Below are 15,283 nucleotides of genomic sequence, written 5' to 3' on the forward strand. Positions count from 1 at the left end.
TAATCATACATCCCTCTATAGATAGGTTTTATTTTTATTTCAAACCACCAATGCCGTTATTTTCATTGGTGTCGCTATCGGTGAGATATTCGCTATGTGTAGAGTAACCAATATGAGTTATATTAAATTTAATGCCCTGATTGCTAGGCGCTACATCAATAGAACAGCGAATTTATTAGAGAAACCGTCAAAATTAAGTGGTTATTTGACCTATCTTAACAACTACTCATCAATTTCTTTGTCAAATTCAATTGGGTTAGATCGCAAGGACAAATTAGTAATAAAATTAGGGTCGTTCGACTGCCTTGATTGCAACCGAAACTGAGAAGGTGTCATATTATATTTTCGCTTAAAGACATCACAAAAATAAGCATTGCTACCAAAACCGCAGCGATGACTAATTTGAAAAACAGAATAATTCGAAAACGTTAAATAATTCAATGCCATCCCCATGCGAACATCTAACAATAATTGGCGAAAAGACACCCCTTCGCGGTTCAAATGGCGGCGCAACGTTGAAGGGGTCGTAAATAACGCTTTCGCAACATCGTCTAAATGCCATTTTTTTTGCGGTTCTTGGGTTATCAAATGGGTGATCGCTTGGTTTTTCGGTTCATCGTAATTGAAACGAAAAAGATTCAGAATATCGATACCTTCTTGATATATCGCCATTAAAATAAAATATAGGCTCTGTTTCATTAACAATGCTTCTTGGGATGCACTCTGTTTTTTTAATGGTAAGCATTGTTTTAGCAAACTAAAGTTATCTCTCACAGTTTCTGGGGGAGAAATATGGTAGATGGGTTGGTGGCTAGTCAGAGGCGCACCGGACTTCATCAATGTTTTCAGTAATAAAAATACCGCTTGTAATTCTTCTGCTGACATCGACAACGTGTGCAACTCAAGCGGCTGCTTCACGGTATTACACACAATATTGCAGGAAACTTGGCTGTATTTAGGAATAATTAAGGTGACATCGCTTTCAATTTCAATGGATTGGCCATTGATCACGATATTTCCTTTCGCGCCAGTTAGCATGGCTATCATCGCGCTTTCAATATAAAACGCTTTTAACACCATCTGGCTTTCTGAAAGAAAGAATTTATATTCCATAATCTCTATAAACTGCTGTTAATGTCAGAATGACTTCCCAAGAAAAGGGATTGTTGAATAGATATAAAGTAATGAAACAAAACATATCAGCTCTATATCAGTGCGGCTGAGAATATAGTCCGGTTGCGTTGAAATCGCAATATAGATATACGCTCATTTTTTACTGTTATTTTGATGGTTGTTATATTTTCTAAATAAAATGCTGTTTAATTGAAAGGCAATTTTCGATATAAGGTGTAGAATCGCGCGGCATACACATGCAGCCTACGACACTGCATAATAATAATGATTTTTGGCGTTCATTCACATCCTACCCTACTTGCATTAGCTTTTACATCACAAATACCCAATTTTGGCTGGGGTATAGCTAAACATGTTCGCGTATTTTTAGTTGACTGAGTTGCAGGAGAAAGTATGTCTGATTTTTCAGGATCAGGCTGGTTAGCTGAAATCTTCTTACGATATGAACTAAAACGTGGCGTCACCCGCTTAACGGATAAACAACATATCGGCCCTTTAATGGTTCAGCGGCCATTCTACCCCGAGCAAGGAATTGCACACACCTATTTACTTCATCCACCCGGTGGCGTTGTCGGGGGGGATAAACTCCTTATTAATATTGATGTTCAACCACACGCCCATGCGTTATTGACCACGCCCGGTGCGACAAAATTTTATCGCAGTGCGGGCGGTATTGCACGACAAGTACAAACATTAACTGTTGCGCCCAATGGGTTCTTAGAATGGCTACCTCAAGAAAATATTTTTTTCCCTGAGGCTCAAGTTCGCTTAGAGACCCACGTTCGAATCGCTAGTTCATCAAAATTTATCAGCTGGGAAATACAATGTTTAGGGCGCCCAGTATTAAACGAGCAATTCGACAACGGTGATATTCGGGGCCGCTTTCAGTTTTATATTGATGACAAACTCACCTTGGCGGAATCCATATTTATCGAAGGTTCGCAAAAACAATCAGCGGTCATGCGTGAATTTCCTATGGTCGGCTCCTTGTATATCTCCCCCGCCAGCGATGAGTTAAAAGCTGAACTTCACGAGAGTTTGGCCGTGTTTTTCTCTACGGAAGTGAGACCGCTTGAATATGGGCTAACTGATGTAGACGGCATTTTAGTATTACGGTTATTAGGTTCTCAAACCGAGCCAATGATGGCTTGCTTTGCCCATATTTGGCAGGCAACAAGACAATATTGGTTAGGTTATTGCCCAGAACCACCGCGTATTTGGGCAACTTAAACGTTTTTTAGGAGCAAAAAATGGAATTAACCCCAAGAGAAAAAGATAAATTATTGCTTTTTACAGCAGGCCTCGTTGCTGAAAGGCGTTTAGCCCGTGGGCTAAAGCTCAATTACCCTGAAGCCGTCGCGCTGATCAGTTGTGCGATTATGGAAGGCGCACGTGATGGTAAAACTGTCGCCCAATTAATGAGCGAAGGCCGAACCCTATTAACCGCAGAGCAGGTAATGGAAGGCGTGCCAGAAATGATCAAAGACATCCAAGTGGAATGTACATTTCCTGATGGCACAAAACTGGTTTCTATTCACGACCCGATTGTATAGGTAACAAAATGATCCCCGGTGAAATTAAAGTCAACCACGCTTTGGGTGATATCGAACTAAATGCAGGCCGAGAAACCCAAACGATACAAGTTGCCAACCATGGTGACCGCCCGATTCAAATTGGCTCTCACTATCATTTTTATGAAGTCAACGACGCCCTAAAATTTGAACGCGAAAATACACTCGGTTTTCGTTTGAATATCCCTGCGGGCATGGCAGTACGTTTTGAACCAGGACAAAGCCGCACAGTTGAACTCGTGGCTTTTAGCGGCAAGCGAGAAATATATGGTTTCCATGGCAAAGTCATGGGTAAATTAGAGAGTGAGAATTAATAATGAAAACAATCTCTCGTCAAGCGTATGCAGATATGTTTGGTCCAACAACAGGTGACCGTTTACGCTTAGCTGATACAGAATTATTTCTAGAGATCGAAAAAGATTTCACCACGTATGGTGAAGAGGTCAAATTTGGTGGCGGTAAAGTTATTCGTGACGGCATGGGCCAAAGCCAAGTCACCAGTGACCTGTGTGTCGATGTGCTAATCACCAACGCCATTATTTTAGACCATTGGGGCATTGTTAAAGCGGATATCGGGATCAAAAATGGCCGTATTGCGGGAATTGGTAAAGCAGGTAACCCTGATGTTCAACCCAATGTCGATATCGTTATCGGCCCCGGTACCGAAGTGGTTGCAGGCGAAGGTAAAATTATCACCGCGGGCGGCGTTGATACCCACATCCATTTTATTTGCCCACAACAAGCAGAAGAAGGTCTTGTTTCCGGTGTTACCACCTTTATAGGCGGTGGAACTGGCCCTGTGGCTGGCACTAATGCCACTACCGTCACCCCCGGTATTTGGAATATGTACCGCATGTTAGAAGCTGTTGATGAACTGCCGATCAACGTCGGGCTATTTGGTAAAGGCTGCGTCAGTAGGCCCGAAGCGATTCGCGAACAAATTGAAGCGGGTGCCATTGGCTTAAAAATTCACGAGGACTGGGGCGCTACCCCAATGGCTATTCACAACTGCTTGAATGTGGCTGATGAAATGGATGTGCAAGTGGCTATCCATTCAGATACGTTAAATGAAGGCGGTTTTTATGAAGAAACCGTGAAAGCCATTGCAGGACGAGTGATCCACGTGTTCCATACGGAAGGTGCTGGCGGTGGCCATGCCCCTGACGTCATCAAATCCGTCGGAGAACCGAATATTCTGCCTGCATCGACCAACCCAACTATGCCATACACCATCAATACCGTTGATGAGCACTTGGATATGTTAATGGTTTGCCACCATCTCGACCCATCAATTCCAGAAGATGTGGCTTTTGCGGAATCTCGTATTCGCCGTGAAACCATTGCTGCGGAAGATATTTTGCACGATATGGGCGCAATTTCTGTGATGTCTTCAGACTCACAAGCCATGGGTCGCGTTGGTGAAGTTATCACTCGCACTTGGCAGTGCGCCCATAAAATGAAATTACAGCGCGGAACTTTAGAAGGTGACACACCAGAAAGCGATAATAACCGTATCAAACGTTATGTGGCGAAATACACCATTAACCCCGCTATCGCTCACGGTATCGCCCATGAAGTCGGTTCGATAGAAATAGGCAAGTTAGCTGATATCGTATTATGGGACCCTGCATTTTTTGGCATCAAACCCGCCCTAATTATGAAAGGGGGAATGGTCGCCTATGCGCCAATGGGAGATATTAACGCCGCAATCCCAACACCACAGCCTGTACATTACCGCCCGATGTTTGGAGCGTTAGGTAAAGCGAAATACCATACCTCAATGATTTTTATGTCAAAAGCAGGTATTGAAGCAGGTGTTCCTGAAAAATTAGGCTTACAGAGCCAAATAGGCCGAGTTGAAGGCTGCCGAAATATTAGCAAAGCCTCTATGGTGCACAACAGTTATGTGCCACATATCGAACTTGACCCGCAAACTTATATCGTCAAAGCCGATGGTATCCCACTGGTATGCGAACCTGCGACTGAGTTACCGATGGCACAACGTTACTTTTTATTCTGACCCCTAATTAAAAGAGCCAGAAAATGAAAAAATTTATTAAAGTGGTTGCCCCACAACCCCATTCACCAAGTGCATTAACCCTGTGCTTAACCATGGATGAACGCACCAAAAGCCGTTTAAAAGTTACCTTAAGTGATGGGCAAGAAGCGGGGCTATTTTTGCCGCGCGGAACCATCCTGAAGGAAGGCGACGTTTTATCCACTGAAGATGGTGAGTTAGTCACAATCGAAGCCGCGAAAGAGCAAGTTTCTACCGTTTACAGCGATGACGCTCTGTTGCTCGCCCGCGTTTGCTATCACTTAGGCAACCGCCATGTTCCTTTGCAAATTGAAGCGGGTTGGTGCCGTTATTTTCATGATCATGTGTTAGATGATATGGCGCGTGGGTTAGGTGCCACGGTTAGTGTCGGTTTAGAAAAATACCAACCGGAACCGGGGGCTTATGGCGGCTCATCAGGTGGTCACCACCACCATCACGGCCACGATGATCACCATCACTAATCAGGTTCAGGGAGTGTGCCTATGTTAGCAGATCTGCGCTTATACCAGTTAGTTAGTCCTTCTTTACCTGTTGGCTCGTTTACCTATTCACAAGGCTTAGAATGGGCGATTGAAAAAGGCTGGGTAACAACACCAAATACCCTTGCAGGCTGGCTAACCGCACAAATGACGCATGCCATTGCAACATTAGAGCTTCCCGTTTTACGGCAAATTCAGACTTCCCTTTCCCTTGGTGATATTGAAGCGGTGAAATATTGGTGTGAATTTATGATTGCCAGCCGTGAAACCAAAGAACTACGCCAAGAAGAGCGGCAACGAGGAATTGCTTTTGCACGGTTGCTGCCTCAACTAGGCATTGAACTGGATGCTAACCTGCAAACCTGCGTGAAACAAACCCAGCTAATGGCCTTCGCCCTCGCCGCGGTAAATTGGCAAATTGACGTTGAAAAATTGTGCACCGCGTATGCATGGGGTTGGCTAGAAAACACGGTGATGTCAGGTGTTAAGCTTATCCCTTTAGGGCAAAGCGCGGGGCAAAATATTTTATTTACCCTTGCTGAGCGCATATCCGAAGTGGTTGCGCAATCGGCAATCTGGCCAATAGACGATATTGGTAGTTTTACACCTGCACAAATTATTGCCAGTAGTCGGCATGAAACCCAATACACACGACTTTTTCGTTCATGAGAAAATGCTATGCAAGAATATAATCAACCCTTAAGAATTGGTGTCGGTGGGCCGGTTGGCTCAGGAAAAACCGCATTATTAGAAGTGTTATGTAAAGCCATGCGCGACACTTACCAAATTGCCGTTGTCACCAATGATATTTACACCCAAGAAGATGCCAAAATTTTAACCCGTGCCGAAGCACTAGATGCAGACCGCATTATTGGTGTTGAAACTGGCGGCTGCCCTCATACCGCTATTCGTGAAGATGCATCAATGAATTTAGCGGCAGTTGAAGAGTTAGCCATCCGCCATAAAAACCTTGATATCGTATTTGTGGAAAGCGGCGGCGATAACCTCAGCGCGACGTTTAGCCCAGAGCTGGCAGACTTAACCATTTATGTTATTGATGTTGCTGAAGGCGAAAAAATTCCACGTAAAGGTGGGCCAGGGATCACCCATTCCGATTTACTGGTGATAAACAAAATTGACCTTGCTCCGTATGTCGGCGCTTCATTAGAAGTGATGGAAGCCGATACCGCAAGAATGCGACCAGTAAAGCCCTATGTGTTTACTAACTTAAAGAAAAAAGTCGGCTTAGAGACCATTATCGAATTTATCATCGATAAAGGCATGTTAAGACGTTAATAAATTTGGACGCCCTATAGGTTTTATCTATAGGGCGTTTTCAATTAACAAATACGGGGTAAAGGCTCGCTGTGAGGCAAATCTAATAACCTTGATGTACCGAAGATCCCAACTAATTTGACTTGTTTTTGCTCAGTCACACAGCCAATCGTGGCGGCATCTTTCCCTAATGGGTGTTGGTGTAGTGCAGCAAGCACTGCATTTTCCGCTTCAGGTTTCACCACAATCACTAGTTTACCTTCATTGGCAAAGTTTAACGGCTCTAAACCCAATAGCTCGCACACGCCCCTAACTGCAGAAGAAACTGGTAAATCCCCCTCATTTACGGCAATTCCATAACCACTGGCTTGGGCAAATTCATGTAGGATTGCCGTTACGCCACCACGAGTTGCGTCTCGTAATGCCCGAATGCCGTCAATTTCACGCAGCGGAGCTATCAATGGCGTTAATACCGCACAATCACTGCAAAGCTCCGCTTCTAACCCGAGTTGTTCGCGCAGGTTTAAGATAGTCGCGCCATGGTCACCCAACGTACCACTAACAATCACTTTATCCCCCGCTTGAATATGCTGAGCTCCCCACTGGATATTGCTCGGGATCACACCAATACCGGCCGTATTGATAAAGATTTTATCTGCGGCCCCGCGCTGCACTACCTTGGTATCGCCTGTCACAATATCCACACCGGCCGCTTTTGCCGTTGCCGCCATAGATTCGACAATGACCTGTAATTCAGTCAGGGAAAAACCTTCTTCCAAGATAAAACCGCAAGAAAGGTATTTTGGGGTAGCCCCACTAACTGCAACGTCATTCACTGTGCCGCAAACAGCTAATTTACCTATATTGCCTCCCGGGAAAAAAATCGGGTCGATGACATAGCTATCGGTACTAAATGCCAAACGGTCACCCAATGCGGTCATTTCCGACAAGGCAAGTCGAGCTTGGTCCTCCCTCTCATTCAACGCTGGGTTTGCAAACGCCTGCAAAAACAACTGTTCAATCAATTGCTGCATCGCCTGCCCACCACTTCCGTGGGCCATCGTCACCACATTGTTAGCATCACGACTCATTTATGCCTCCCGACGATATTGGTAATAAGCTGCACAGGCACCTTCAGAAGAAACCATTAATGCGCCAAAAGCCGTTTGTGGCGTACAACGGCGCCCAAACAACGTACATTCGTTCGGTTTACAGCGCCCTGTTAACACCTCACCGCAACGTGCTTGCGGGTCATCAGCCACTTTATGGGGTTGTACCTGAAAACGCTTCTCAGCATCAAAAAATTGGTAAGCTTGAGTTAATTGAACCCCTGAACCTGCAATTTCCCCCAACCCGCGCCATTCACTGGCTTGTTTAAGTTCAAAAACTTCCTCTAACGCTTTAAGTGCCAACAGGTTACCTTCATCGGCCACAACGCGTTTATATTGGTTTTCTACCTCACAACGACCATCAGCGATTTGGTCAACTAGCATGGCTAACGACTGCAAAATATCTAAGGGTTCGAACCCTGTGACCACCAAGGGTTTATGGAAGTCTTCGCTAATAAACTGGTAGGGATGCGCCCCGATCACCATACTCACGTGTCCCGGTGCTAAAAAGCCGTCAATACGCACATCTGGTTGTTCGAGTAAGCTGCGCAAGGTGGGAATAATCGTAATGTGTTGGCAAAATACACTAAAGTTTGTCAACTGGCGGCGCTTTGCTTGCTGCAAGGTGATTGCCGTGCTTGGCATAGTGGTTTCAAAGCCTAAGCCAAAGAAAACCACTTGGCGATGGGGATGCTGCTCTGCCAATGCCAAGGCATCTAGTGGTGAATAAACGATACGGACATCCGCTCCATTACGCTTGGCGTCAAGTAAAGAGCCCTTTTCCCCCGGAACACGCATTGCATCGCCATAAGTACAAAAGATAACCTCAGGGTGCTGTGCAATTTCAATACAACTATCAATTCGTCCCATTGGCAAAACGCACACAGGGCAACCGGGCCCATGAACAAATTCAATGTCAGCGGGTAATAACTGGTCAATACCAAATTTAAAAATCGCGTGGGTGTGGCCACCACAGACTTCCATGAGTTGTAATGGGCGTCGTTTCGCTTGGGGTATTTCATTCACCCGTTGATGAATATGCGCCAACAGCGCTTTTGCAAGAACAGGGTCGCGAAATTCATCGACGTACTGCATCTGCCGCTCCTGCATTTAAACCACTAAAATCGCTGACCTCGTGGTCTAGCTGGCTCATCGCGGTTAACGCATCCAAGGTAGATTGCGCTTCTTCTTCATTGATGATACTCATGGCAAACCCGACGTGTACCAATACCCATTGGCCTAATAAATCGGCGGTTTCCCCTTCACAAATGAGGCCAATATTCACATCGCGTTTTACACCACAAACATCCACTTGAGCGAGTTGGTGAATGTCTTCACCAACGGCAACTATTTTGCCCGGAATACCTAAGCACATAGCTGTGTCTCCAACCATGCCAGCCATGCATCCATCCCTTCGCCGCATGTCGCAGACACTTGGATAACTTGGATATTGGGGTTCACTTGCTTAGCATTGGCGATACAAGCATCAACATCAAAATTCAGGTATGGCAGTAAGTCGATTTTGTTCAATAACATGATATCTGCTGCCGCAAACATATGTGGATATTTGAGAGGTTTATCTTCCCCTTCCGTGACTGACAGTACCGCTACTTTATGGCGTTCCCCTAAGTCAAAACTGGCAGGGCACACGAGATTCCCGACATTTTCAATAAATAACAAACTGTTATCGGCTAACTCTAAACGTGCTGTTGCATCGTGGACCATTTGTGCATCTAAGTGACAGCCTTTTCCTGTGTTCACTTGAATCGCAGGCACACCCGTTTCGCGGATCCGTTGTGCATCATTAGTGGTTTGTTGGTCACCTTCAATCACTGCGCAATTAATTTTGTCACGCAGTCTTAACAACGTTTCTGTTAACAAAGTGGTTTTTCCTGAACCGGGGCTAGAAACGAGGTTTAACGCTAAAATATTCTTCTGGTTAAAATCCTCACGGTTATGTTCCGCCAGATGATTATTTTTATCTAACACATCCATCTCAATTTGTAGCATGCGTTTTTGGCTAATCCCCGGTGCATGGGTACCTGCTTCACCGTGGCCATAATCAAGGTCATGGTGTTCCCCAGCTGGTTTAAAACTTGCCTCAGCCGTTTGATAAATATGTTTATGCTTATGTTTGTGTTTATGCTTTTTAGACTTGCTTTCAGCAGGTGCGGGTTCATATTGGTGATAATGGTTGTGGACATCACCTTGATGATAATAATGGTGATGAATGATCACCGTTTGCCCATTAGGTTCATGATCATGGTGATGGTCGTGATCATGATTGTTGTGACCTTGGTGGTGATCATGGCCGTGATGGTGGTCATGGTGATGATCGTGGTCATCCCCCTCAATTTTGCGCTCTCCCGACGCACATCCACAAGTACTACACATAAGTTTCACTCCCAACCGCTAAATTGTTAAATTAGATTAATACATAGTCCATTGAGTCTAGTTGATACACCTCAAGCTCAGCTCAAAAAGCTACTCCACTTCCAACTCTTTGATGCGCAAACTATCCCCACTTTCCACTTTCAGGTTCAACCCCTGACAGCATGGACAAACCGATTGGTGGCTGTCTATTTCCACTATTTCACTGCAATCCCAACACCATGCTTGTGCGGGCTGGTAAATAATGTGGAGCTGGCAGCCTTCTGCAACCGTACCTCGGCAAACGACATCAAAACTGAAGCGAAACGCACCCTCTTCAACACAAGAGAGTGCGCCGATTTCAAGCCAAACACCGGTGACTCGGTTAACTGCATTTTTTTTCGCCTGCTGTTCAATAATTTCTATCGTACTTTGGCATAACGAAACCTCATGCATCCTGCCCCCTTAAGTGGCGGGCAAACAATGCTCTACGTTCAGGTGCTTGAGGAATATTCGGGTCACTAACTGGGAGCGATAACAATATTCGCTGGCAATCATCCGTTAGGTGAATACCTTGTTCTGGTGTCATTTTTTTTTCTAATGGCGACATTAATGAGCAAGCAAAATATTGAGTTAAGCCGTCTAATTCACCTACGGTATAAGTCATTTCACCATAGGGGAGGATTAACCCAACCTTGTCACCGACCACGCGGCGAGGCCAATATTGCTCAGGCCCCGGTAGAATAATCGCGCTGAGCATCCATGGCGTAATCACCGCACCCACCCATTGCCCTTCAAACAGGGCAAACTCACTGGCGTGCACAGGCACCGTTGGATGCAAAAATGACAAATCATGCATCGATTGTTCAGCAACGCGCGTAAATGCGGCCTCAACCTGAGGCCGAGGGTTAGTTTCATAACCTAATATGTCATCCGGCATGCAAACTCTCTTCTTTCGCTATGATTTCCAAGCCTTCGCTTCGCAAAACCTCAATAACCTTTTGTAAAGCTGGCTCTAAAGCGGCCAGCCCTGTTGCCGTCAAACCGATATGCGGCTCGAGGGATTCAGGCACAACGCCAACTAATGTTAGCCGCTGTGGGAATTCATCGGTTAAATGCAAAGCGGATAGCACATCTGATAAACCGAGTTGATGTGGGGAAATTTTACGTGTAAACAGCGCAGGGACTTCGTCATCACGCAAGACTAAAATCGAGCCAGCCTTCTGGCTCGATAACACAACATCGGCAATGATCAAATGGTCTCTATCTGCCATTGGGCCAATTAACTCCATTCCAGCAGTTCCACCATCAAGCACTTCTACGCATTCAGGTAGGTGATAGCGCTGTTCTAAAGCCTCAACGATGCGTACCCCAATCCCTTCATCGCTCAACAGTATATTGCCAACACCTAAGACTAAAATACGCATTACAGCACCTTAACCTTAGTGACTTCGCCACCTTCAGGGTCAACAATGTGCACTGCACAAGACATACAAGGGTCAAATGAGTGAATGGTCCGCACCACTTCAAGGGGTTTAGATGGGTCAGCGACAGGAGTTCCTACCAATGCTTGCTCATAAGGGCCTGGCTCATCATTGAAATTACGTGGGCCTGAATTCCAAGTAGAAGGCACTACCGCTTGGTAATTTTCAATTTTACCGTCTTTGATCACGACCCAGTGAGATAATAAACCTCGAGGTACTTCACCAAAACCGACACCTTTAATGGTGGCATTTTCTGGGAATACGGGTTTTACAAAGGTGGTGTGATCCCCTTTTGCGATGTTGTCCACCAGCGCTTGCCATTGAATTGACAAGGTTTCATTCAGTACACAACAACGAACACTACGTCCGATAATCCGCCCCAATGTGGAATGCAGTTGGTCCACACTAATACTATTACCTGTCAGTGTTTGATACAGGTTTACCACATCATTAAAGTGTTTTTCTGTCGGTTCATGTTTTGCCGCTAATTTACACAACAAATCAGCGAGCGGCCCGACCTCAACGGTTTTATCATAGAAAGTTGGTGCTTTTACCCATGAATATTTACCGTCATCATCCCAGCCGGTGTAATCCGGGTTCGTGGTGCCTTCCCACGGTGCTTGTGGCTCATTTTCTTTGTACCATGCATGTTTGCTACTTTCTTTGATACCGTTGATCAAATACTCATCTGTATGGCTAGTAATGGGGCGATAAGTACTAAAGTCACTGTTCTCTAGATACCCGCCAGGTAATAGGAAACTCCCATTTTTACCGTCCATTGGCATTTCAGGCATACACATGTAATGTTTCGCACCTTGACCGACTTCGAGCCATTCAGGGTAGCCTGCTGCAATCACCGCTGCGTCAATCTTATACACTTGCTCGATAAAATCCCCTAAACGGTCAATAAAGGATTTTACATACATCAAGCGTTCAAGGTTCAGAACCCCAACACCATCAAGGTTGATAGGGTTTGCGACACCACCAACAGCAAGGTTTTGAATATGCGGCGTTTTACCTCCTAATAACGCCACAATACGGTTAGCATCACGCTGACATTCGAGGGCTTGTAAGTAGTGAGCTACAGCAATTAAGTTCACCTCAGGCGATAGTTTCATCGCTGGGTGCCCCCAATATCCATTAGCAAAAATACCCAATTGCCCACTGGCAACCAGTTTTTTAATTTTATCTTGAACTCGCGTGAACTCTTCTGGGCTATTCAGTGGCCACGTCGAAACGCCTCTCAAAATTTCTGCTGCTTTATTTGGGTCTGCATTCAGCGCAGAGGTGATATCCACCCAATCTAACGCCGATAATTGATAAAAATGGACAATATGGTCTTGAATAGTATGCGCGGCTAAAATCATATTACGGATATACTGCGCATTCACTGGCACATCAATATTTAAGGCGCTCTCAATCGTGCGTACCGACACAATACCGTGCACGGTGGTACAAACCCCACAAATACGCTGCATGATCATCCATGCATCACGAGGGTCTTTTCCTTTGACTATCTCTTCCATACCACGCCACATCGTGCCTGAAGCCCAAGCCTTGGTGACTTTTCCATCTTCAATTTCACAATCAATGCGTAAGTGACCTTCGATACGAGTGACTGGGTCTATTGTTATACGTTGGCTCATGCTTTACCTCGGGCCTCTGAATGGCTCATCGTTGTTTTTTTCAATGCTGGAATAACAGGTAATAAGCGGATCAATAAGATATAAGCGCATACCTCTATTGCCACGAAACCTATTGAAATTAAAAGTTCTTCTGTTGTTGGGAAGTAGTCGTATCCGCCCCCTGGGTTGAATGCAACGAGGGAATAGCTCATCCGCCACATGGCAGCACCAATCAACATGCTTAAACCGCTTGCATATAACCACCGTGAATCATTCCTCAGTGATGGCATGCGGAAAATAACCAATGGGAAAACCATTAATGCGGTTTCTATCCAAAACATCATGGCGTAGAAATCGGTGTTGAAGATATGGTGCAACTTATCTCGATAAATCAGCTCACCAAAACGACAGACCAAAAACAGCACTAACAGTACCTGCAAGATCCGAGTGATACGAACAAACAGTGGTCGTTCATCAGCACCCTGCCCACGTAATGCGGCTTGAAGTAATGACCCTTCAAAAATGACGATAGAAAAGCCCATAATAAATGCGGTCAACAATGAGAGTAGAGGTAGCATTTCATAGCTTTGCCAAATAGGATGGACTTTATATCCTGCTGAAATCATCAATGACCCCATTGATGACTGGTGCATCATCGGCAATAACGCCCCTAGCGCAATGATAAAAAACATCACTTTATTTAAGCGTTTTAATGAAACCTTCCAACCAAAACGTTCACACAGTGCAGGAGCAAATTCCAGTGCCATCACACCAATATAAATCGTCATACACACTGCCGTTTCAAATAGCACCGAATTGGTGTTAAAGAAACCGGGGATGTAAAAGTAAGGCAAGTTCCAGTAACGACCTACGTCAATGGTAATGGATAAACCACCGAGGGAGTAACCGAACAAACTGGCTAATAACGCAGGGCGCACTAACGGGTGATATTCACCGCGGTTAAATACATACACCGCCCAAGCCAGCGCCCAACCGCCACAAGCAAAACCGGTACCAATTAGTAAGTCAAAAGCAATCCAGATCCCCCAAGGATAGCCACCATTTAGGTCAGAAACTGAACCTAAGCCGAAGACCAAACGTTTAACAATCAAGATGACACAAATCAGCACTAATGGCCCAAATACCATAATTGGCCAACTGACTAAACGCCCGCCTAACGGCTGCTCTTTATGATGCGTCGTCATTTGAGTCGTCTCCTTCGTGTTTATCATTCTTGGTATTGCGATACACCAAGAAACTCAACCCTGCCAACGCCGCGAGCGGCAATACCATCCCTTTATAAAGGGTGTGCTGGACATATTCAGAACGTGCCCCTGTAGACAACTGCTCCAATTCAGGCAACCCAAGATTTTGATAGGGCACACCTGAAAGAACAATGACTTGTGTGCCACCGCCTTCAAGTTCTCCATAAACATGAGACTCATATTTCGGCACTTTAATCACATTCGGGTCATTGCTATGTAAGGTTTGTCTTGGGTAACCGTACTCATCCCCCACTTTGAGTGTTAAGCGTTTTTTGGCTTCCGCGAGCAATTCTTCCCGCGTCCCGAAAATTACCGCTCCCGTTGGGCAAACTTCGACACAACCGGGCAAGCCACCCTTGTCTAAACGTTCGACACCTTTTTGGTTGCATAACTCGCATTTATGAATCGCACCAAATTTGTCATCGTAAGCATATTTCGGAATATTAAAGGGACACGCCACCATGCAATAGCGGCAGCCAGTACATACGCTGGCATCGTAATGAACAATGCCGGTTTTTGGGTCTTTTTTCAGCGCTTGAACAGGGCAAACCGACACGCAATTAGGGTCAACACAGTGCATACACTGCTTTTTAATGTAGGCATAGCCATCTTTTTCTTGGTCTTTATGAACACCTGTTCCACTACTCCAAACCTGAATAATATTGTTGGTATAAGGAGTGAGTTTGTCATTATTTGACCAAGTTTGTTCCCCGACCGGGTTACGCTCTGGGTGGTTAATATCTTGGCATTTTGTCACACACGCCTGACACCCAATACACAGGGTCGAGTCATATAGCATCCCCAAAGAATTGGGAATCGGCGGACGGTTTTCAGGCCCCGCCAAACTGGGTGAACTTCCCGCAAGTAATGCTCCCCCTGCGGAGAGTTTAAGAAAATTTCGTCTATTCACGG

18 protein-coding genes are annotated in these 15,283 nt (G+C 45.3%); 7 read left to right on the top strand and 11 right to left on the bottom strand.

Annotated features, from left to right (window positions below; genetic code table 11):
- Positions 1–222: 222 nt before the first annotated feature.
- Positions 223–1,113: an AraC family transcriptional regulator gene (locus tag PSF31_RS13030; protein WP_004257901.1), complete on the bottom strand. Its 891-nt coding sequence runs from the start codon at positions 1,111–1,113 to the stop codon at positions 223–225.
- Positions 1,114–1,527: 414 nt separating this feature from the next.
- Here PSF31_RS13030 and PSF31_RS13035 point away from each other — a divergent pair, with 414 nt between their 5' ends.
- The 7 genes from PSF31_RS13035 to ureG are packed head-to-tail and all read left to right on the top strand — an operon-like array spanning position 1,528 to position 6,539.
- Positions 1,528–2,364: an urease accessory protein UreD gene (locus tag PSF31_RS13035; protein WP_164560934.1), complete on the top strand. Its 837-nt coding sequence runs from the start codon at positions 1,528–1,530 to the stop codon at positions 2,362–2,364.
- A 20-nt stretch (positions 2,365–2,384) separates the two neighbouring features.
- Positions 2,385–2,687 carry an urease subunit gamma gene (locus tag PSF31_RS13040; RefSeq protein WP_004257904.1) on the top strand — a complete coding sequence of 101 codons (303 nt, stop codon included), beginning with the start codon at positions 2,385–2,387 and terminating at the stop codon, positions 2,685–2,687.
- 8 nt (positions 2,688–2,695) lie between these two features.
- On the top strand, positions 2,696–3,019 hold the full coding sequence (locus PSF31_RS13045; protein WP_004257906.1) for an urease subunit beta: 324 nt from the start codon (positions 2,696–2,698) through the stop codon (positions 3,017–3,019).
- A gap of 2 nt (positions 3,020–3,021) precedes the next feature.
- The gene (ureC, locus tag PSF31_RS13050; protein WP_072503028.1) at positions 3,022–4,725 is read left to right on the top strand and encodes an urease subunit alpha; all 1,704 of its coding nucleotides are present in this window, start codon (positions 3,022–3,024) and stop codon (positions 4,723–4,725) included.
- Positions 4,726–4,748: 23 nt separating this feature from the next.
- Entirely contained in the window at positions 4,749–5,225 is a 477-nt protein-coding gene (gene ureE, locus PSF31_RS13055) for an urease accessory protein UreE (protein WP_072503027.1), read from the top strand.
- A 21-nt stretch (positions 5,226–5,246) separates the two neighbouring features.
- Positions 5,247–5,912: an urease accessory protein UreF gene (locus tag PSF31_RS13060; RefSeq protein ID WP_096864048.1), complete on the top strand. Its 666-nt coding sequence runs from the start codon at positions 5,247–5,249 to the stop codon at positions 5,910–5,912.
- A 9-nt stretch (positions 5,913–5,921) separates the two neighbouring features.
- A complete protein-coding gene (gene ureG, locus PSF31_RS13065; protein ID WP_004257918.1) occupies positions 5,922–6,539 on the top strand; it encodes an urease accessory protein UreG in 618 nt (205 codons plus the stop codon).
- Between the two features lie 44 nt (positions 6,540–6,583).
- Here the strand turns inward: ureG and hypE are convergent, their stop codons facing one another.
- The 10 genes from hypE to hybA all read right to left on the bottom strand — a co-directional run bounded on the left by hypE (position 6,584) and on the right by hybA (position 15,281).
- Positions 6,584–7,609, bottom strand: a complete 1,026-nt coding sequence (gene hypE, locus PSF31_RS13070) for a hydrogenase expression/formation protein HypE (protein ID WP_004257922.1) — start codon at positions 7,607–7,609, stop codon at positions 6,584–6,586.
- Positions 7,610–8,722: a hydrogenase formation protein HypD gene (hypD, locus tag PSF31_RS13075; RefSeq protein ID WP_096864047.1), complete on the bottom strand. Its 1,113-nt coding sequence runs from the start codon at positions 8,720–8,722 to the stop codon at positions 7,610–7,612.
- Positions 8,706–9,002 (bottom strand): hydrogenase maturation factor HybG, encoded by a 297-nt coding sequence (gene hybG, locus PSF31_RS13080; RefSeq protein WP_004257928.1) that lies wholly within the window; start codon positions 9,000–9,002, stop codon positions 8,706–8,708. Before hybG ends, hypD begins: the two co-directional genes overlap by 17 nt.
- Entirely contained in the window at positions 8,993–10,021 is a 1,029-nt protein-coding gene (hypB, locus tag PSF31_RS13085) for a hydrogenase nickel incorporation protein HypB (RefSeq protein ID WP_096864046.1), read from the bottom strand. The genes hybG and hypB overlap by 10 nt, the downstream gene beginning before the upstream one ends.
- Before the next feature lie 90 nt (positions 10,022–10,111).
- Positions 10,112–10,453, bottom strand: a complete 342-nt coding sequence (hypA, locus tag PSF31_RS13090; protein ID WP_096864045.1) for a hydrogenase maturation nickel metallochaperone HypA — start codon at positions 10,451–10,453, stop codon at positions 10,112–10,114.
- Entirely contained in the window at positions 10,446–10,937 is a 492-nt protein-coding gene (hybE, locus tag PSF31_RS13095) for a hydrogenase-2 assembly chaperone (protein WP_164560933.1), read from the bottom strand. The genes hypA and hybE overlap by 8 nt, the downstream gene beginning before the upstream one ends.
- Positions 10,927–11,424 carry a HyaD/HybD family hydrogenase maturation endopeptidase gene (locus tag PSF31_RS13100; protein WP_004257940.1) on the bottom strand — a complete coding sequence of 166 codons (498 nt, stop codon included), beginning with the start codon at positions 11,422–11,424 and terminating at the stop codon, positions 10,927–10,929. Before PSF31_RS13100 ends, hybE begins: the two co-directional genes overlap by 11 nt.
- On the bottom strand, positions 11,424–13,127 hold the full coding sequence (gene hybC, locus PSF31_RS13105) for a hydrogenase 2 large subunit (RefSeq protein ID WP_096864044.1): 1,704 nt from the start codon (positions 13,125–13,127) through the stop codon (positions 11,424–11,426). The genes PSF31_RS13100 and hybC overlap by 1 nt, the downstream gene beginning before the upstream one ends.
- On the bottom strand, positions 13,124–14,311 hold the full coding sequence (gene hybB / locus PSF31_RS13110; RefSeq protein WP_004257947.1) for a Ni/Fe-hydrogenase cytochrome b subunit: 1,188 nt from the start codon (positions 14,309–14,311) through the stop codon (positions 13,124–13,126). The genes hybC and hybB overlap by 4 nt, the downstream gene beginning before the upstream one ends.
- Positions 14,295–15,281 (bottom strand): hydrogenase 2 operon protein HybA, encoded by a 987-nt coding sequence (gene hybA, locus PSF31_RS13115; RefSeq protein WP_094961065.1) that lies wholly within the window; start codon positions 15,279–15,281, stop codon positions 14,295–14,297. Before hybA ends, hybB begins: the two co-directional genes overlap by 17 nt.
- Positions 15,282–15,283 lie beyond the last annotated feature (2 nt).

Source organism: Providencia sp. PROV156 (genome assembly GCF_028480905.1).
GTDB lineage: Bacteria > Pseudomonadota > Gammaproteobacteria > Enterobacterales > Enterobacteriaceae > Providencia > Providencia hangzhouensis.